17 protein-coding genes are annotated in these 17,699 nt (G+C 72.0%); 7 read left to right on the top strand and 10 right to left on the bottom strand.

The window, feature by feature from the left end; translation table 11 throughout:
• Positions 1 to 2 precede the first annotated feature (2 nt).
• Genes ACFPGP_RS00690 through ACFPGP_RS00670 form a run of 5 tightly spaced genes read right to left on the bottom strand, consistent with a single transcriptional unit; the run spans position 3 to position 6,267 of the window.
• On the bottom strand, positions 3 to 1,136 hold the full coding sequence (locus ACFPGP_RS00690) for an Mrp/NBP35 family ATP-binding protein (protein ID WP_378585507.1): 1,134 nt from the start codon (positions 1,134 to 1,136) through the stop codon (positions 3 to 5).
• The gene (locus tag ACFPGP_RS00685; protein ID WP_378585505.1) at positions 1,133 to 3,982 is read right to left on the bottom strand and encodes a molybdopterin-dependent oxidoreductase; all 2,850 of its coding nucleotides are present in this window, start codon (positions 3,980 to 3,982) and stop codon (positions 1,133 to 1,135) included. Before ACFPGP_RS00685 ends, ACFPGP_RS00690 begins: the two co-directional genes overlap by 4 nt.
• 17 nt (positions 3,983 to 3,999) lie before the next feature.
• Positions 4,000 to 5,517, bottom strand: coding sequence for a 4Fe-4S dicluster domain-containing protein (locus ACFPGP_RS00680; RefSeq protein ID WP_378585503.1), 1,518 nt, complete (start codon positions 5,515 to 5,517; stop codon positions 4,000 to 4,002).
• Between the two features lie 6 nt (positions 5,518 to 5,523).
• A complete protein-coding gene (locus ACFPGP_RS00675) occupies positions 5,524 to 5,757 on the bottom strand; it encodes a sulfurtransferase TusA family protein (RefSeq protein WP_378585501.1) in 234 nt (77 codons plus the stop codon).
• Between the two features lie 9 nt (positions 5,758 to 5,766).
• On the bottom strand, positions 5,767 to 6,267 hold the full coding sequence (locus ACFPGP_RS00670) for a DsrE/DsrF/DrsH-like family protein (protein ID WP_378585499.1): 501 nt from the start codon (positions 6,265 to 6,267) through the stop codon (positions 5,767 to 5,769).
• Positions 6,268 to 6,378: 111 nt separating this feature from the next.
• On the opposite strand from ACFPGP_RS00670, the gene ACFPGP_RS00665 reads away from it, so the two are divergent.
• The 4 genes from ACFPGP_RS00665 to ACFPGP_RS00650 are packed head-to-tail and all read left to right on the top strand — an operon-like array spanning position 6,379 to position 8,592.
• The gene (locus ACFPGP_RS00665) at positions 6,379 to 7,518 is read left to right on the top strand and encodes an MBL fold metallo-hydrolase (protein ID WP_378585496.1); all 1,140 of its coding nucleotides are present in this window, start codon (positions 6,379 to 6,381) and stop codon (positions 7,516 to 7,518) included.
• Positions 7,515 to 7,892 (top strand): YidH family protein, encoded by a 378-nt coding sequence (locus tag ACFPGP_RS00660; RefSeq protein WP_378585494.1) that lies wholly within the window; start codon positions 7,515 to 7,517, stop codon positions 7,890 to 7,892. Before ACFPGP_RS00665 ends, ACFPGP_RS00660 begins: the two co-directional genes overlap by 4 nt.
• Before the next feature lie 4 nt (positions 7,893 to 7,896).
• Positions 7,897 to 8,208 (top strand): DUF202 domain-containing protein, encoded by a 312-nt coding sequence (locus ACFPGP_RS00655; protein WP_378585492.1) that lies wholly within the window; start codon positions 7,897 to 7,899, stop codon positions 8,206 to 8,208.
• Between the two features lie 24 nt (positions 8,209 to 8,232).
• Entirely contained in the window at positions 8,233 to 8,592 is a 360-nt protein-coding gene (locus tag ACFPGP_RS00650) for an ArsR/SmtB family transcription factor (protein ID WP_378585489.1), read from the top strand.
• 358 nt (positions 8,593 to 8,950) lie between these two features.
• Here ACFPGP_RS00650 and ACFPGP_RS00645 read toward each other — a convergent pair whose 3' ends face one another.
• Positions 8,951 to 9,127 (bottom strand): hypothetical protein, encoded by a 177-nt coding sequence (locus ACFPGP_RS00645; RefSeq protein WP_378585487.1) that lies wholly within the window; start codon positions 9,125 to 9,127, stop codon positions 8,951 to 8,953.
• Positions 9,128 to 10,031: 904 nt separating this feature from the next.
• Between ACFPGP_RS00645 and ACFPGP_RS00640 the strand changes: the two genes are divergently transcribed.
• Genes ACFPGP_RS00640 through ACFPGP_RS00630 form a run of 3 tightly spaced genes read left to right on the top strand, consistent with a single transcriptional unit; the run spans position 10,032 to position 12,705 of the window.
• The gene (locus ACFPGP_RS00640) at positions 10,032 to 11,216 is read left to right on the top strand and encodes an MFS transporter (protein ID WP_378585485.1); all 1,185 of its coding nucleotides are present in this window, start codon (positions 10,032 to 10,034) and stop codon (positions 11,214 to 11,216) included.
• Positions 11,213 to 12,022, top strand: a complete 810-nt coding sequence (locus tag ACFPGP_RS00635; protein ID WP_378585483.1) for a CPBP family intramembrane glutamic endopeptidase — start codon at positions 11,213 to 11,215, stop codon at positions 12,020 to 12,022. Before ACFPGP_RS00640 ends, ACFPGP_RS00635 begins: the two co-directional genes overlap by 4 nt.
• Entirely contained in the window at positions 12,019 to 12,705 is a 687-nt protein-coding gene (locus tag ACFPGP_RS00630; RefSeq protein ID WP_378585480.1) for a hypothetical protein, read from the top strand. Before ACFPGP_RS00635 ends, ACFPGP_RS00630 begins: the two co-directional genes overlap by 4 nt.
• Before the next feature lie 7 nt (positions 12,706 to 12,712).
• On the opposite strand, the gene ACFPGP_RS00625 is transcribed toward ACFPGP_RS00630, so the two are convergent.
• From ACFPGP_RS00625 to ACFPGP_RS00610, 4 genes are all read right to left on the bottom strand, one after another.
• Complete coding sequence (locus ACFPGP_RS00625; protein WP_378585477.1) at positions 12,713 to 13,978, bottom strand: NAD(P)/FAD-dependent oxidoreductase; 1,266 nt, start codon at positions 13,976 to 13,978, stop codon at positions 12,713 to 12,715.
• Positions 13,975 to 16,284: a heavy metal translocating P-type ATPase gene (locus ACFPGP_RS00620; protein WP_378585475.1), complete on the bottom strand. Its 2,310-nt coding sequence runs from the start codon at positions 16,282 to 16,284 to the stop codon at positions 13,975 to 13,977. The genes ACFPGP_RS00625 and ACFPGP_RS00620 overlap by 4 nt, the downstream gene beginning before the upstream one ends.
• A gap of 112 nt (positions 16,285 to 16,396) precedes the next feature.
• On the bottom strand, positions 16,397 to 16,606 hold the full coding sequence (locus ACFPGP_RS00615) for a heavy-metal-associated domain-containing protein (protein ID WP_378585472.1): 210 nt from the start codon (positions 16,604 to 16,606) through the stop codon (positions 16,397 to 16,399).
• Between the two features lie 54 nt (positions 16,607 to 16,660).
• The gene (locus tag ACFPGP_RS00610) at positions 16,661 to 17,644 is read right to left on the bottom strand and encodes a hypothetical protein (RefSeq protein ID WP_378585469.1); all 984 of its coding nucleotides are present in this window, start codon (positions 17,642 to 17,644) and stop codon (positions 16,661 to 16,663) included.
• Positions 17,645 to 17,699 lie beyond the last annotated feature (55 nt).

Raw genomic sequence — 17,699 nt, 5'->3', positions numbered from 1 at the left:
CGTCACACGACGGACAGCGGGAGCGACCGACCGACCAGGCTCCGACGGACCACCGGCAGGCTGGCGGCGATGCGGCGCAGCTCCACCACCGACGGCGCGTCCGGGGTGGCCACCATCGCCGGCAGGCCGAGGTCGCCCGCGGTGCGGAGCGGGAGGTCGAGCGGGACCTGGCCGAGCAGCGTGGTGCCGATGCCCGCGGCAAGCCGGGCGCCTCCTCCCTCGCCGAACAGCGGCGTCTCGGCGTCGCACGACGAGCAGACCAGGGTGGACATGTTCTCGATGACGCCCGCGATCGGCATCCGCGCGTCGCGCGCCATCCGGCCCACCCGGGCGGCCACGGTCTGGGCAGCCGGTTGGGGCGTGGTCACCGCCAGCAGCTGCGCGTCCGGGATCAGCTCGAGCAGGGTGAGGGTGACGTCGCCGGTCCCCGGCGGGAGGTCGATGAGCAGGACGTCGAGGTCGCCCCAGTGCACGTCGCCGAGGAATTGTTCGATCGCCTTGTGCAGCATCGGGCCCCGCCACACCACCGGTTCGTCGCCCTGGACGAGGAAGCCGACCGACATCAGGGAGACGCCGTGCGCCTGAAGCGGCAGCATCAGGCCCTTCAGCGCGACGGGCGGGTGCCGAACCCCGAACAGCTGCGGGACCGACCACCCCCACACGTCTGCGTCGAGGACGCCGACCCGCTTGCCCTGCTGGGCAAGGGCCACCGCGAGGTTGGCCGTCACGGTCGACTTGCCGACGCCGCCCTTGCCGCTGGCGACGGCGTAGACGTGGGTCGTGGCGTCGGGGCCGAACGGGTGCCCGTCCTCGCGGCCTCCCCGCAGCCGGGACGCCAGGCTCATCCGCTCGCCGTCGGTCATCGCGTCGAACTTGACCCGCACGCCGGTGACGCCGGGGACCGTGTCGACCGCAGTCCCGACGTCGGCGACGAGCCGTTCGCGCATCGGGCAGGTCGGCGTGGTGAGACGAACGGTGACGTGCGCCGTGCCGTCGTGGTCGACGGTGACGTCGCCGAGCATGCCTGCCTCGTCGAGGTCGAGGTGCAGCTCGGGATCACGCACCGCCCCCGCGGCACCTCGTACGGCGTCCGCGTCGACGTCCGCGGAGGGCGGGCGGCGCGACAACAGGCTCACTGGTCCTCCCCCCGGGCGCCGGTGGCGGCCATCCGGTAGGCCGACCGCTTCGGCGTGACGTGGCGCATCATGAACTCCGGCCGGCGCTGGCCGCCGGGGCCGGGCCCGGGCCGGGCCATCGACAGCCACCGGCGGTAGACCTCGCGCGACTTGTTCACGTCGACCTCCACGTCGCCGTACTGGTCGCCCTCGCGGGCCTTCTCGATGCGCACCTTCTGGTGCCAGCAGTGCATGCCGGAGATCGGGTCGGGTTGGACCGGGAAGGTGAGGTTCTGGTGCACGCCCGGGTCGTCCCAGTAGATCCGCTCGGAGTCGGGGTCGTCGCTCGTGAAGGGCTTGACCCCTTCCTTGTAGCGCAGCTTCCAGATGCCGTCCTCGGACCGGTTGAGGTCGACCTTGCCCATCACCCATCGGCTGCCGGGGTGACCGTCCTGCTGCCAGCGGCCCATGTGGTGGGAGAGGCCCACCACGCCGGGCCGGATCGCCTCGGTCGCCCAGACCCGCACCACGAAGTGGCCGATCTCGGTGGTCACCCGCACCAGCTCGCCCGTGCCGAGCCCCATCGCCACCGCGTCGTCCTTGTTGAACCACAGCGGGTGGGTGTTGGCGATCTCGTTGAGGTACTTCGCGTTGCCCGAGCGGGTGTGGATCAGCGTCGGCAGCCGGAAGTTGGGCATCAGCACGAACTCGTCGTTGCCGCGGTCGACTTTGCGCGCGGCGACGTGCGACTCGATGTAGCCCGGCGTCGCCTGGTCGGGCCAGCCCCAGTCCGCGAGCGTCGTGGAGAAGAGCTCGAGCTTGCGCGATGGGGACAGCCAGCCGGCCGTCTGCGTGCCGTCCTCGTGCACGACGCCCACCGCGCCCGCCTCGCCGACCAGCGGCGGCTGCGACTCCAGGGTGACCGGCTTGCGGAGCACCCCCCGCTCGTCCGGCTCGGCGCCCTCGAGCTCCGCCTCGGTCAGCTGCCGCTCGTCGAGGCGGTAGAGGTCCTTGGCGACCTCGAACACGCCGTACTTGCGCATGTACTGCAGCGGGGTCAGGCCCTGGCCCTGCGCCGCCTCCGGCAGCCCAGGGACGCTGTGCGAGAACAACGTGTCGTAGTACTCGTCCTGGGTCATCCGCTCCCCGGGACGCTCCTGCGACTCGAAGTACTTCCGGATGCCGAGCGCGCCGTCGGGGTCGATCTGCCAGGACAGCTCGAACCAGAACTCGTTCTCCTCCCAGACCTCGCCGGGGTTCGCGTCACGGCTGTCCTGGTAGGGGATGCCGCGCTGCTCCATCGCGACGCGGGTCACCGGCTGGCGGAAGGCGAGCCACTTCGAGGTGTGCGTCTCGAACGACATCGTGTCGTGCCGCTCCGACGCGTGCCCCATCGGCAGCACGTAGTCGGCGAAAGTCGCAGACTCGCTCCATGTCGGCGTGAGCGCCACATGGAGCCCCATCTTCTCCTCGTCCTTGAGGACGTCGATCCAGGTGAAGCCGTCGGGGTTGACCCACAGCGGGTTGTAGACCCGGCTGAAGTACACCTCGAGGCGCCCGCGCCCGTCCTTCAGCAGGTGCGGCAGCAGGATCGACATCTCGTTCGTGGTGAGCGGGTACTCCCGCGGCCAGAGCATCTCGCTCCAGACGTCGTTGGGCTCCGGCATCTGCGGGAAGTGCGCGATGAACTTGTCCCAGCCGTTCGGGTGCGTCCCGCCCTCGGTGCCGACGCTGCCGGTCAGCACGTTGAGGAAGAACAGGCTGCGGGCGATCTGCCAGCCGCCGAGGTTGCCGGCCGCGGCCGAGCGCCACGTGTGGGTGGCCAACCGGGTGCCGGCGTCGGCGACCAGCGCGGCCAGCCGCTCGATCTGCTCGACCGGGACGTGCGCCTCGGCGGCGGCGTACTCGAAGGTGTAGTGGGCGTAGTCGTCGGTCAGCCGGTCGAGGAAGGTCTCGAAGTCCCGAGGGGCGTCGGGGTGCAGGCGCTCGAGGTAGACGTCCCAGTTCACCCAGCGGCGCAGGAACGCCTCGTCGATCCGGCGGGTGCGCAGCAGGTGCGAGGCGACGGCCAGGAAGATTGCGCCCTCGCTGCCCGGCCACGGCGAGATCCACAGGTCGGCATGCGAGGCGGTGTTGGACAGCCGCAGGTCGAGCACGGCCAGCTTGGCGCCGTTCTGCTTGGCCTCCATGATCCGCTGGGCGTGCGGGTTGAAGTAGTGCCCGGTCTCGAGGTGGGACGACAGCAACAGGATCGTCTTGGCGTTCGCGTAGTCCGGGGACGGCCGGTCGTAGCCCATCCAGTGCGTGTAGCCGGACCGGCCACCGGACGAGCAGACGTTGGTGTGGCTGTTGTGGCCGTCGACGCCCCACGCCTGCAGCACCCGCTCGACGAACCCGTCTTCGCCGGGACGGCCGACGTGGTACATCACCTCGTCCTTGCGATCCTCGACGATCGCTCGGCGGACCCGGCCGGCGATGTCGGCGAGCGCCTCGTCCCAGCTGACCCGCTCGAACTTCCCCGAGCCGCGCTCGCCCACCCGGCGCAGCGGGTACAGGATGCGCTCGGGGTCGTGAACCTGGTTGATCGTCGCCGGACCCTTGGCGCAGTTGCGGCCCCGCGACCCCGGGTGCGCCGGGTTGCCCTCGAACTTCTTGATCGAGAGGTCCTCGTGGTCGACGTAGGCGAGCAGTCCGCACGAGGACTCGCAGTTGAAGCAGATGGTCGGGATCAGCGAGTAGGTGTGCGGGACCTTGCGCGGGTGCGCCTTCGCGTCGAACTCGACGTGGTGGTCCCAGTCCTCCACCGGCGGGTAGTTGCGCAGACCTTCGTGGCTGCGCTCGCCCGGCATGTTCACGCGAGGGTTCACAGGTGCTCCGTTCGTGGTCATGAGAGGGCCGGGTCCTGGCCGGCGCGGACGAAGACGCTCTCGTAGACAACCAGGGCGGGTTGTACGACGACGCCGGCGAGCGCGAGCAGGACGACCGGCATGCCGCCCCAGGTGAGCGCGCCGAGGACGGCCGCCGCCGCCGCCGGGGCGACCGCCCCGAGCCAGAACAGCCGCGCGTAGCGGCCGCTGGTGACGATGTGGGCAGCCATCGAGGCCTGCCGGCTGGCGTGCCTGCCGCCGTACTCCAGGGCGAGCATCAGCAGGTGAAGGACCGTCGACACCACGAACGCGGCGGCCACCAGTCGCCAGGCTCGGTCGCCGAGGTCGGCGAAGAGACCGGCGACGGCCAACGCACCGCTGCCCACCATGACGGCCTGCACGGTCAGGTGCCAGAAGAGCAGCGGCGACTGCCACAGGTCGCGGCCCTCGGCCTGCCCGAAGAGGAAGGCCGTGTAGCCCGCCATCAGGGCGCAGACCGGCAGACCGACCCAAGCCAAGGTCGTCATCGCCCAGCCCACGTCGAACGCGGCCGCGAGTGCCCAGAGGATCGCCCCACCGGAGAAGGCGGTGAGCACGTAGGCGCCCAGGACCAGCCACGACGTGAAGTTGGACTTCAAGAAGATGTAGAGGAACCGCTCGGGACGCTTGAGGTCCCACACCAGCAGGGCACCGGTAGTCGCTGCCCCGAACAGGCCCAGGGCCGGCGCCACCCAGTCACCGACGGCGCCCAGGCCGATCCCCAGCAGGTGGGCGACCAGCGCCACCGCCAGCGCTCCGGCGCCGATGCCCTTGGTCCACAGGTAGGTGACGACCTTCCAGCCCCACGGGCGCGGGTGCGCAGTGTTCAGCGTCGTCCGGGCCTGGGTGACCGGGTCGCGGGTCACGTCGCCCTGCGTCGCCAACCGCTGAGCGTCGGGCTTCGCCCAGATGTAGGTGTCGTCCACCGGTGCGGCCAGTGGGTCGAGCACGGCCCGGTCGGCGCCCAGGTAGAAGACGTTGGGGCCGGTGTTCTGCTCCGGGCTGCGGACCGCGGTCTCGTTGGTGCTCACCAGCTTCGCGATGCCGCTCTTCGGGTCCTCAAGGTCGCCGACCCAGATCGAATGAGTCGGGCAAACCACCACGCAGGCAGGCTCCAGGCCTTCGTCGACCCGGTGCGCGCAGAGGTTGCACTTCGCGGCGGTGTGCGTGTCGGCGTCGATGTAGATGGCGTCGTACGGACAGGCCTGCATGCAGCTCTTGCAGCCGATGCAGCGCTGGTTGTCGAAGTCGACGATCCCGTCGTCACGCTTGAAGAGCGCCTGGGTGGGGCAGATCTTCACGCAGGGCGCGTCGGTGCAGTGGTTGCAGCGCATCACCCCGAACGAGCGCGTCGTGTCGGGGAAGGACCCGGTGTCGACGTACTTCACCCAGGTCCGGAACTGGCCGAGCGGCACCTCGTGCTCGGTCTTGCAGGCGACTGTGCAGGCGTGGCAACCGATACAGGTGCGCTGGTCGATCGCGAACCCGTACTGCACCCGTCTTCAGCCCTTCCGGATGACGTAGCGGAAGAAGCCTTCCTCGCTGGTGGCTTCGAGCAGCTCGTTGCCGGTGTCCTTGGCCCACGAGGGGATGTCGCTGCGCGAACCCCCGTCGGTGGCCTCCACGACCATGATCTGGCCAGGCTCGATCTGCTTGATGCCCTTGGACGTCAGCAGCACCGGCATCGGACACTTCTTGCCCTTGGCATCGATGGTCAGGTCGACCTGGTAGTCCATCACTGGCTCCTAGATGAAGAGGTTGATCTGGGACTTGCTCATCTCCGAGAGCGCAGTGGCGGCACCGACCGGCTCGCCGACACCCTCGATCAGCTGGTCGGGACGCAGCCCCATGAGCTCCATGGTCATCTCGCACGGCCAGAGGTTGACGTCGAGCTCGAGGCACATCTCGATGAGCTCCTTGGGACTGGCGACCTTGTTGTCCGTGGCGAGCTTGTTCATCATCCAGGCGCCGGCACCGGCCATGTTGAGCTTCGAGAGCTTCATGTGGCTGATGCCCGGCCGGTTCATCCCCGCGAGCGCCTTGGTCATGGCGTTGGTCCCGGTGATCCGGACCTCGTCACGCACCAGCGCAAACAGCCCCCAGAAGGTGAAGAAGATGGTGGTCCGCATCCCGTAGGCCGCCCCAGTCGACCCCAAGATCAAGGTCGGCCACATCTTGTCGAGATCGCCGCTCCAGGCAACGATCGTCATGCTCTCCGGTACGTCCGTGTCCTCGTTGTCCGCCATGGGCGAGTCCTCTTTCTCCCACAAGTTGGGGCGTTGCCAAAGCGTGACTCCGGACACTACATTCGTGTTTGCGCATATAACAAGGCCTTCGCAGAACTCGTAGGAGAGACCGTGGCCGAGACCGTGACCCCGCTGGAGCTGTTCCACGAGATCGCCGACGGGAGTGTGCCGGAGTTCCTCGACGTGCGGAACCTGGATGAGTTCGAGGCCAGCCGCATCGAGGGCTCGCGACCGGTGCCTACCCGCAACGTGCCCGTCTACCGGGTCTTCGAGGACCTCGAGGAGGAGTGTGCACGCACCCTCGAGGGAGCGGTCGTGATCTGCGGTCAGGGCAACGGATCCGAGCTCGTTGCCGAGGAGTTCGGCGACCTGGGAAGGACTGTCCGGTCGCTCGAGGGTGGGACCGACGCCTGGAACCGTCTGCTGGTGCCGGTCGAGATCACCGGGCTACCGGCGCCCGTCCAGGTCTGGCAGTTCCAGCGCCCCGCCAAGGCGTGCCTGTCGTACGTCGTGGGCGTGCCTGGCGAGCGCTGCATCATCGTGGACCCGACCCGCCAACCCCAGCCCTACCTCGACCTCGCCGCCGAGCACGGAATGACCGTCAGCCACGTTGTCGACACCCACGTGCACGCAGACCACATCAGCGGCGGCCCTTTCCTCGCCGCGGAGCTGGGCGTGGAGTACCACCTGCCGCCGGAGGACTGCGGCGGCGTGGTGCCGTTCCCGAACCGGCCGCTCGCTGACGGCGACGTCCTCGACCTGGGTTCGGCGCAGGTGCGGGTGATGAGCATGCACCTGCCCGGTCACACACCCGGCACCATCGCGCTGCTGGTCAGCGACGCCGTGCTCCTCGTGGGTGACACCGTCTTCGTCCGCGGATTGGGCCGGCCCGACCTGACCGGGCAGGCCGAGGAGCTGGCGCGGGACCTCTTCCGGAGCGTGCACGAGCGGCTCCGCCCCCTCGACCCGCAGACGATCATCGCCCCCGCGCACTGGTCGAGCTCAGACGAGATCAACAGCGAGGGACTGGTGGTGACGACGCTCGAAGACGTGTTCACCGCGACGCTGCTCAACCAGAAGGCGATGGAGAAGTTCGTCGAGGAGATCGTCACCTCGCTGCCGGCGGCACCGCAGACCTACGACACGATCCGGCTGGTCAACGCCGGCAGGATCGCCCCGCCCGAGGACGAGATCGACATCCTCGATGTGGGTCGCAATCAGTGCGCGGCCTCGACGTCGCTGAGCAGATGACCTTCTCACGGCGCTCCGACCGCAGCCCCCTCAACGGGGTCGGCGAGGCTCCCGACTACCGGTTCACCCTGGCCAACGAGCGCACCTTCCTCGCCTGGGTCCGCTCAGCGCTCGCGATGATGGCTGCGGGCGTGGCCGTCATACAGTTCGTGCCGGGTCTCGACCTGGTCCGGCACGCTCTGGGTCTGCTGCTCATCCTGCTGGGCGGGCTGCTTGCGGGAGGCTCGTACGCCCACTGGGAGAGCAACGAGCGGGCCATGCGACTCGGAGAGCCGCTGCCGCACTCCCCGGTGCCCCGGCTGGTCGCGGCAGCGCTGACCCTCACCGCGGTGGCCGCACTGGTGCTCACGATCCTGGACCTCATGGGCGGGTGACCCTGTGAGCACGGACAACGGGCTGCAGGCCGAGCGCACGGCCATGGCCTGGCAACGCACGGCGCTGGGTCTGGTCGGCGTCTCGGCGCTGCTGCTGCACCTCGCCGGCGGCGCTCTCGGTCTGTCGCTGGTGGGTGCGGTCGGGATGCTGGCTGCTCTGTTCGTGTTGCTGCAGGTGGAGGCCCGCTTTCTCCACGGTCACCGCAACGACGTGGCCGAGTCGCCAATGGGGGTCTGGGCGGTCCGCGGCATCACGGCCGCCACCGTGCTGCTCTCCCTGGGCGCGGTGGTCGTGGTCCTCAGCGGAGGCGGCTGAACTCTACAATCAGCACCAGGGTAGGTGGGGCTCGCGACCGGAGGACGCGTGGACAGACAGGTTGCAGCGGAGCTACATGAATTGCACGCACGGGTGTGCAAGGCAATCGCCGACCCCAAGCGTCTTCTCATCATCAACGAGCTGCGCGACCGCGAGCTGAGCGTCGGCGAACTGTGCGAGGCGCTCGACCTGAGCCAGTCCAACGTCAGCCAGCACCTCGCGATCCTTCGGGACCGCGGCGTCGTCTCCACCCGGCGCGTGGGCACCAGCGTGATCTACATGCTGCGCGGCAAGAAGGTGCTCCAGGCCGTCGATCTGCTGCGCGAGTTCCTCGCCGAGGATCTTGCCGAGCGCGGCCGCCTCGGCGACGAGATCATCGGCTGAACCACTCGGTCGACGGGATCAATCACCCCAACATCCCCCGCCTCGGGGACCTGGCCGGCGCGTGTCTTGCACACCCCGGCCGCAGGCCAGCCCTACCTCTGTTCGCGCTCGAGGCCGCTGCGACCAGGAGACGCAGGCCCCCGCGAGGAGTACGCACACTGGCCGGGGCCGACGGCGCTGATCCGCGTCCAAGACGTTCACCGATTCGCCTCCACGCGGTGGATCGGGCACAATCTGACAGCCTCCCCCGTGCCAGCCAGCACGTCGTCGGCCGCCCGCAACACCCCATCACGAGCTCCAGGTCAGTCAGCGGAACATGGACGCCCGGCCCGTAGGACGCGAACTGACCAGCCCGAGGTCACGCCGATACTTTGAAGCCCGTCGACTGGGCCAGCCCCAGATGCGCGGTCAGGTGCACCACTCGCGCAAGATGGCCAGCCTCGGGGCCCCACCCCCCGAAACAGGCATGCCCGGCCGACAACGCCGCTCGCTCATCGACCAGTTTGACATCGCCGGCCAACGCTTGCATCGCCACGCGGCAATTCTGGTCGAGGTGCAGGCGTCAAGCCGCGCTCGGCGTCGGCCCGGCGTGGCGGTCGACAGCGTTGCCAGCGGTTGGGTTTGACACAGGCTCGGTAGGCCAGTCGTGGACTCGTCCGCTAGCTGGGCTCAGGGCTCGGAACTCCCTGAGCCCTCATACTCAGGTCCTCTCCAGCAGTCCTCGGCTCATCTCTGTCGGACTGTGCCTCGAGCGCCGTCGGGTTGCCGATCGGGTCCGCAGGTTCGTAGGACGAGCCGCTGCCATGGCCCACCGGGCGAGGACGGCGAGTAGAGCAATGACGGCCATGACGACGAGCCACGAGGAATGGTCGGGCGACGCCCCGGCCTGCGCCGAGAAGTCCTCCGGTGCCGAGGACCGGAATCGCAGCGTCGAACGCAAACACGGTCACTGGTTCCCTTCCCGAAGCCCTCGCACGCGGAGAACGACGTCGCCGAGGCCGATCTTCGTGGAATCTTCATTGAGACCCTTGCGACGCGTCAGGCGAAGCATCCACGCCTCGGTTGCAGGAACTCGACGATGGGCGCGAGGCCCCATCGGCGGTGCACAAGGGCAGGCGGAAAGGCGCCCGCGGGGCGACTGAGCACCACACGGCGCGTGGACCAGCTGGCGCCTACGCGGTCGAGATGGGCAGCGGCCAACACATTCGCAGGCGCCACGGGCAGAGGCCCGGAGGTCGGTGGCTGTCTCGACAGCCCCAGCTGGTTCCGGAGCAATCTGGCCCGAGCGATCAACCGTCGGCCAGGGCCCAAACCGTGTCGGCCATCGGACAGCGGCCCCTCGACGGGCGGGCAGCGCCCGGACAGCGGACGGACAGCGGTCGGGGCGACTCTCGTCCCGCCGGCGCCCACCGCGGGCGCCCGGAGGGAGAGGAGGAGCCGTGCCCCACGTCGTCGCACGTCCCGGCCTGGTCACGGGAGCCCGGATCGCGGTGCTGCTCGCCGTGGTGCACGCCGTGAACGACGTGCTGCTGGCCACCGTCGGAGCGCTGCTCCCCTCCCTCCGCACGACCTTCGCGGCGTCGACCACCGACCTGGCCGTCATCGTGGCGGTGCTGACCATCAGCTCGTCGGCGACCCAGCCGGTGATCGGCGCCTTCGCGGAGCGGCTGGGCCTCAGGAAGGTCATCGCCACCGGCGTGGCCCTGGCCGCCGTCTCGATGAGCCTCGTCGGGCTGGCCCCGGGGCTGGGCACGCTCGCCGTGCTGCTGGCGGTGGCCGGGCTCGGCTCCGCCGCCTTGCACCCGGTGGCGGTGAGCATCGTCGGCAGCTCGGCGTCGCCGAACCCCGGCCTCGCCGTGGGCCTGTTCACCGCGGGTGGCATGGCCGGCTTCGCGCTGGGGCCGGTCCTCGTGCTGTGGTTCGTCAGGAGCCACGGCCTCGAGGCGTCGTACTGGCTCATGGTGCCGGGCCTGCTCGCGGCCGTCCTGCTGTGGTACGGCCTCCCGGACTGGTCACCGCACGCGGCGACGGTGCGCGGCCAGGGCACGGCCCTGCTGCGCGCCGCCCCGGCAGTCCGCTGGCTGCTGGCGACCTCGGTGATCGTCAACCTCGTCTCGCTGGTCGTGGCCAGCGCGCTGCCCCTGTGGCTCGTGGAGGCCCACGGCGTGCGGCCTGACGCCTCCCTGCTCGGCTGGGTGCTCGGCGCGTACTCGCTCGCGGCGGGCGTCGGCGCCGTGGCCGGAGGGGCGCTGGGTGGGCGCACCGGCTACCGGTCCGCCACGGTCGCCTCCCTGCTGCTGGCACTGCCCGCAGCGCTCGCGCTCGTCGTGGTGCCCCCCGGCGCGGGCACCGTCGTGCTCGCCGCGACCGCCGGTGCGCTGCTCTACGTGAGCCAGCCGCTGCTCGTGGTGCGTGCCCAGGCTCTCGTGCCCGACGCACCCGTCGCGGCCGCCGGCGTCGTGATCGGTCTCGGCGCCGGGCTCGCCGGCGCTCTGTACGTACTGGTCGGCGTGGCGCAGGACGCCGTCGGCCTCGGCGCCTCCCTGGTCGCTGGTGGCCTGCTGCTGCTCCCGGCGGCGGCCGCGGCACACGTGGCGCTCGGCCGGGCCGGGGGTGCGCGGTGAACCCGCTCCGGCTCCCGCTGACGGCGCGCTTCCTGCTGCTCGCCTACGCGCTCTCGTGGTGGCCGTGGCTGGGCCGGCTGGGCAATCCCGAGGCCGCGGTGCTGCTGCCCGTCGGCCCCTCGGTGGCCGCCCTGCTGGTGCTGGCTGGTCAACGGCACCGGGCTCGACGACGCGCGTTGCTCCGGTCGCTGTGGCCACCGCGAGACCGTCGTTGGTGGACGGCGCTCCTGCTGCCGCCACTGGTCGCCGCCACCGCGGTCCTGCTGGCTGTGGTGTCCGGCGCGGGCAGCGTGTCGCCGGACGGCCCGGCGGTCGCGCTGCTCACCCTGGCGCTGCTGCCGCTGACCGCGGTGGTGGCCGGCCCGCTCGGTGAGGAGCTCGGCTGGCGCGGCTTCCTGCTGCCCGAGCTGCTGCGTCGCCACTCGGTCGCGGTCTCCACCGCGATCGTCACCGCGGCGTGGCTGGTCTTCCACCTCCCGCTGCTGGTGACCGAGCCTGCCCGGTACGGGCTGCCCTGGGCGATCATGCTGGCGTCGGCCTCGGTGGTGATGACCGGCCTGCACCTGGGCAGCGGCGGCAGCACGCTGCTCGCGGTGGCCTTCCACGCGGTCACCAACAGCGCCACCGCAGCCGCGGTCCAGCTCGTCCGACCCGCGGACCGGCCGCTCGTGTGGTGGCTGGTCGCCGGGTCCTGGGCTGCCCTCGCCGTCGCGAGCGCCGTGGCCGCGCGTCGTACGACCTCCTCGCCGCGCCTCTCCCCCGTCCGTGACCGCGCGGAGTCCGTCCACGAAGGAGCACACCGATGATCACCCCCATCGACGTCCACGCCCGCCACCTGCTCTGGTTGCTGCCCGTGCACGCCACCTTGCTGGGGCTGTCCACGCTGACCCACCAGCCGGACCCGACCACGGACTTCGCCGGCTACGCCGACTACGTGACCACCGACCTGTTCCTCGTCAGCCACCTGGGGGCCAGCATCCTGGGCGCCGGGCTGGGTGCCGTCGGTGCCGTCGCCGTGCTGCTGCACCTGGCCCTGGACGGCCGACGGCCGTCGGGTCTGCTCGGCACCTCCCTGTTCGTCGTCGGCAACGTGCTGCTCACCGCCGTCTTCGCGGCGGCGGCGTTCGCGCAGCCGGCCATCGGGCGCGCCCACCAGGCTGGCGTGGAGGAGATCGTCGCAGTCGACCGCGACGTCTACGGGGCTCCACTGCTCGCCACCGCGGCGACCGGCCTGCTGCTCTTCACCGGGGGTGCGGTCCTCCTCGGGCGGGCGCTGTCGCGCCGCCCCGGTCTGCGGCTGGCGGGCCGCGTCTACGCCACGGCCGTCCCGGCCTTCGCGCTCGCCGGGTTCACCGTCCAGGCGATGCAGCCGGTTGCCGGGTTCGTGGCCGCGGCGGCGGCGGTCGTGGTGGCTGTCCGGCTGCCGCGGTCCGGCCCCGAGCTCCAGCTGGGCTCCGGCGAGCCGGCGCGGGCCCGGACCACGAGCTGAGGCGGCGTCAGGCCCGCGGGGCGGCGACGGCGGCGACCGCCTCGCGGGCGGCGCCGAGCGGCCCCCGGCCGGCGACCACGGAACGCACCCTGTTGACGACCTTCGGCGACCCCAGTGCCACGGCGCCGACCAGCCGGTCGTCGGCGTCGGCGAAGCCGACGGTCACCGCGTCGTCGGCGACGTCCCCGGCGAGCACCACCTCCCGGAGGGAGGGGTGCCAGGTGCCGACGACGGTCATCGCCTTGCCGTGGAGCCGGGTCGCGAACGACAGCGACGGCTCGAACGGGCCGGGGTCCTCCGCCAGGCCCAGGTCGTGCGCGATCACCCGGGCCGCGTGGCGGCCCTGCGCCAGGGCGTGGCCCCAGTGCTCGATCCGTCGCGCACCGGCCGGCGTCTCCACGTTCGCCAGGTCGCCGGCGACGTAGACGCCCACGGCACCCAGGGCCCGCAGCCGGCCGTCGGCGTGCACGCCGTCGCCGACGGCGACCGGCGACCCCGCCAGCCACCCGACGGAGGGCTCGACACCGACCGCGGCCAGCACGAGGTCCACCGCCACGGCGCGGCCGTCGGAGAGCGACACGACGACGTCGGCCCCGGCCCGTCCGAGCCCGGTCACGGTGACCCCGAAGGCCGTGCGCAGGTGCTGCTCGTGCCGCTGCCGGAGCCAGCCGCCGACCGTCGGGCCGAGCACCCGGCCGAGGGGGGCGGGGTCCGGGTCGACCAGGACCACCTCGGCACCGCCGGACGCCAGGGCGTCGGCGGTCTCCGCCCCCAGCAGGCCGCCACCGACGACGGCGACCCGGACGGGGCTGTCCGCGCCGCCGCGGCCGGCGGCCTCGGCGAGCAGGGCCCGCAGGCCCAGGGCGTCCTCGGCGGTGCGCAGCACACGCACCCGGCTGGCCACCCCCGGCGGGTGCGGGGCCGGGATCCGCCGCGGGTGGGCCCCGGTCGCGACGAGCAGCGACCCGTAGCCCAGCGAGGCGCCCGAGTCGAGCCGCACCCGTCGTCCCGCGGTGTCGAGCCCGACGGCCCGGCTGCCGAGCACCCAGGTCGTGCCGGGGTCCGAGGGGACCGCCAGCGCCACGGAGTCGAGCGTCATGTCGCCCTGGAGCAGGCCCTTGTTGACCGTGGTGCGGTTGTAGGGCGCGTGGGTCTCGCCGTTCACCACGGTGAGCGGCCCGTCGTACCCGAGGGCCCTCAGCTCGGTCGCCGCGGTGGCCCCGGCCGCCCCGGCTCCCACGATCAGCACGCCCCCGCGGGGTGTGGCGCTCACCGGCCGGCGCCTTCCCGCTGCCGCTCGTCGGCGAGCGGGGCGAAGCGGCGCAGGCGGAGGCTGTTGCTCACGACGAAGACCGACGAGAATGCCATCGCGGCACCGGCCAGCATCGGGTTGAGCAGACCGGCCACGGCCAGCGGGATCGCGGCGACGTTGTAGGCGAAGGCCCAGAACAGGTTGCCCTTGATCGTGCCGAGCGTGCGGCGGGAGAGCCGGATGGCGTCTGCCGCGGCCCGCAGGTCGCCGCGGACCAGCGTGAGGTCGCTGGCCTCGATCGCGACGTCGGTGCCGGTGCCCATCGACAGGCCCAGGTCGGCCTGGGCGAGGGCCGCGGCGTCGTTGACGCCGTCGCCGACCATCGCCACGACCCGTCCCTGTTCCTGGAGGCGTCGGACGACGTCGACCTTGTCCTCGGGCAGCACCTCGGCGATCACGCTGTCGGGGCCGTCGGGGATGCCGACCTGCGCGGCCACCGACCGGGCCACCGCCTCGTTGTCGCCGGTGAGCAGCACCGGGCTGAGCCCGAGCCGCCGGAGCTGGGCGATCGCCTCGGCGGAGGTCGGCTTGACGACGTCGCTGACGACCAGCACGCCGCGCGCCCGGCCGTCCCAGCCGACCGCGACCGCCGTCTGCCCGTGCGCCTCCGCGAGCTGCGTGGCCGCGGTCAGCTCGTCGGTGAGGTACTGGGACCAGTCCGCCAGCAGCTGGGGCCGGCCGACGAGCACCGCGTGACCGTCGACGATGCCCTGGACGCCCAGGCCGGGCACGTTGGCGAAGTCCTCGGGGACCGGCAACCCACCCACCCGCTGGCGCGCACCGTCGGCGATGGCGCGGGCGATGGGGTGCTCGGAGGCGTGCTCGAGCGCACCGGCGAGCCGCGCGACCTCGTCGGCGTCCTCGCCGGTCGCCGCCACCACGTCGACCAGGGTCATCTGGCCGGTGGTCACGGTGCCGGTCTTGTCCAGCACGACGGTGTCGACGCGGCGCGTGCTCTCCAGGACCTCGGGACCCTTGATCAGGATGCCGAGCTGGGCGCCGCGGCCGGTGCCCACCATCAGCGCGGTCGGCGTGGCGAGGCCGAGGGCGCAGGGGCAGGCGATGATCAGGACGGCCACGGCGGCGGTGAACGCGGCAGCCGTGCCCGCACCGGCACCGAGCCAGAAGCCCAGCGTGGCGCCGGACAGCGCGATCACCACCGGGACGAAGATCCCCGAGATCCGGTCGGCGAGCCGCTGGGCCTGCGCCTTGCCGTTCTGGGCGTCCTCCACCAGCCTCGCCATCTGCGCGAGCCGGGTCTCCGAGCCGACGCGGGTGGCCCGCACCACGAGGCGGCCGCCGGCGTTGACGGTGGCGCCGGTGACGGCGTCACCCGGGCCGACCTCCACCGGGACGGACTCGCCGGTGAGCATCGAGGCGTCGACCGCCGAGGTGCCCTCGACGACCACGCCGTCGGTGGCCACCTTCTCCCCGGGGCGGACGACGAAGACGTCGTCGACCCGCAGGTCGTCGGTGGGGATGCGCACCTCCTCGTCACCGCGGAGCACCGAGACCTCCTTGGCACCGAGCTCGAGCAGCGCCCGCAGTGCGGCGCCGGCCCGGCGCTTCGACCGGGCCTCGAAGTAGCGACCGGCGAGGATGAACGTGGTGACCCCCGCGGCGGCCTCGAGGTAGATGTTGCCGAGCCCGTCGGTGCGCTCGATCGCGAGGCTGAACGGGTGGGTCATGCCCGGCTCGCCGGCGGTGCCGGCGAAGAGCGCGACGAGCGACCAGCCGAACGCCGCCAGCGTGCCCACGGAGACGAGGGTGTCCATGGTCGCGGCGCCGTGCCGCAGGTTGGTCCAGGCGGCCCGGTGGAACGGCCACGCGCCCCACACCACCACCGGCGCGGCGAGGGTCAGGGACAGCCACTGCCAGTAGGTGAACTGCCACGCCGGCACCATGGCCAGCGCCACGACGGGCACGGTGAGCGCCAGCGAGACGAGCAGCCTGCGGCGCAGGGGTGCGACCGGGTCGGCCTCGTCGGCCTCGGCCCCGGAGATCGCGGCGCCGTCCGCGGCCCGCGGCTGCGGCAGCCGGGCGGTGTAGCCCGCGCTCTCCACGGCGGCCACGAGGACGTCGGGGTCGACGGGCGCGGCGGCGTCGAGGCTGACCCTGGCCTTCTCCGTGGCGTAGTTGACCGTCGCGACGACGCCCTCGAGCTTGTTCAGCTTGCGCTCGATGCGGTTGGCGCAGGACGCGCAGGTCATCCCGCCGATCTCGAGCTCGATCTGCTGGGTCGGGGGTGGCGCTGCCTGGATGGTCATGATCCTGTCCTTCGTGCGGGTGCGGTTGCGGGGCTGCCCCCGCGGGAGTGGTGCCCCTCCGCCGCCGAACCGGGCGGCGACGGCGGCGGAGGGGGCGTGGGGGGTCGGCTGGTCAGCTCGCGGCGAGCTGGTAGCCGGCCTCCTCCACGGCCTCCTGGACCTGCGAGCGGTCCAGGTCGGAGCCGGAGGAGACGGTGACCTGCCCGGAGGCGAGGTCGACGTCGACGTTCTCGACACCGGGGATCGCGGTGATCTCCTCGGTGACCGACATCGCGCAGTGCGAGCAGGTCATGCCGACGACGGTGTAGGTGCTGGTGCTCATCTCGGGTGTTCCCTTTCCTGTGGTGGGCCTGCCCACCGGGCGGCAGGCAGGAGCTCAGTGGGCGTGGTCGCCGGCATGGGGGTCGCCGCCGGTCTCCTGCTCGTCGCCGGGGTCCGACGCCGTGGCGGTGAACGCCGCCGTCCGGACCACGCCGCGGTGCTGGAAGTCCAGGAACAGCCGGTAGCTGCCGACCGAGGGGACCTCGGCGTGGAACGTGATGACGGGCCCGGGCTCGGTCCGCCCGTCGCCGGGCTCGCCGTCTGGGTGCACGTGCAGGTAGGCGAGGTCGCCGTCGCGGAGCGCGACGAGGTGGCCGTAGGCCCCGAGGTACGGCTGGAGGTCGGTGACGTCCTCCCCGTCCTTGGTGACCGTGAGCGTCAGCCGGGAGGTGCGCCCCGGCACCAGGGTGCCCTCGAGCTCGACCTCGTAGCCGTCGACGGTGGCCGTGCGTGCCGGCTCGGGGAGCGTCTGCGGGGAGTAGTCGCCCGCGACCGACACGTCGTGCCCGAGCGTATAGCCCTCCCCCGCTCCCTGCGGGGTGAAGTCGGCGAAGACGCGGTACTCTCCCGGCGCCGCGAGGTCGACCGGGACTGACCAGGTGCCGTCCTCGTCGAGCTCGGGGTGCACGTGCTGGAAGTCCGACAGGTCGCGGCGTACCGCGATCAGGTGCAGCTGCTTGCCGTGGCTCACCTCGTACGCCGTCACCGTCGCGCCGGACGGGTCGGTGATCCGGAAGCGGAGCGGCACTCGGCGCGCGGGCTGGAAGTGGTCCTGCAGCAGCTGCAGCGTGTAGCCGTCCTGGGAGACCATCAGGCCTCCTGGCAGCGCGGTGCCGGCCGCCCCGTGCGACTCGTCGTGGCCGTCCCCGTGCCCGGCGGTGGGCGCCACGACGTCGCCGGCGGACTCGTGGCCACCCCGATGGGGCTGCGGCTGGGTGTCGGCGCCGACAGGGCCGACGGCAGCGCCGATCAGGGCGGCGGCGCCGGTGACGGCGACCAGGCTGAGGACGAAGCCGGCGGTGCGGGTCGTGCTCTTCATGGGTTTCTCCTCGTGAGGTGCTGGAAAGGTCACTGGGGTGGTCGCGGTCTCGCGG

The organism is Nocardioides taihuensis (genome assembly GCF_042657275.1).
Lineage (GTDB): Bacteria > Actinomycetota > Actinomycetes > Propionibacteriales > Nocardioidaceae > Nocardioides > Nocardioides taihuensis.
Note: the sequence above shows the minus strand (reverse complement) of the source record. Positions and strands in the feature narration are given on the sequence as shown.

What these genes read in the sequence shown, in the direction of transcription:
- ACFPGP_RS00675 (WP_378585501.1), bottom strand. Translation starts at nt 5,757, where the DNA reads ATGGACTACCAGGTCGACCTGACCATCGATGCCAAGGGCAAGAAGTGT.
- ACFPGP_RS00670 (WP_378585499.1), bottom strand. Translation starts at nt 6,267, where the DNA reads ATGGCGGACAACGAGGACACGGACGTACCGGAGAGCATGACGATCGTT.
- ACFPGP_RS00660 (WP_378585494.1), top strand. Translation starts at nt 7,515, where the DNA reads ATGACCTTCTCACGGCGCTCCGACCGCAGCCCCCTCAACGGGGTCGGC.
- ACFPGP_RS00630 (WP_378585480.1), top strand. Translation starts at nt 12,019, where the DNA reads ATGATCACCCCCATCGACGTCCACGCCCGCCACCTGCTCTGGTTGCTG.
- ACFPGP_RS00620 (WP_378585475.1), bottom strand. Translation starts at nt 16,284, where the DNA reads ATGACCATCCAGGCAGCGCCACCCCCGACCCAGCAGATCGAGCTCGAG.
- ACFPGP_RS00615 (WP_378585472.1), bottom strand. Translation starts at nt 16,606, where the DNA reads ATGAGCACCAGCACCTACACCGTCGTCGGCATGACCTGCTCGCACTGC.
- ACFPGP_RS00610 (WP_378585469.1), bottom strand. Translation starts at nt 17,644, where the DNA reads ATGAAGAGCACGACCCGCACCGCCGGCTTCGTCCTCAGCCTGGTCGCC.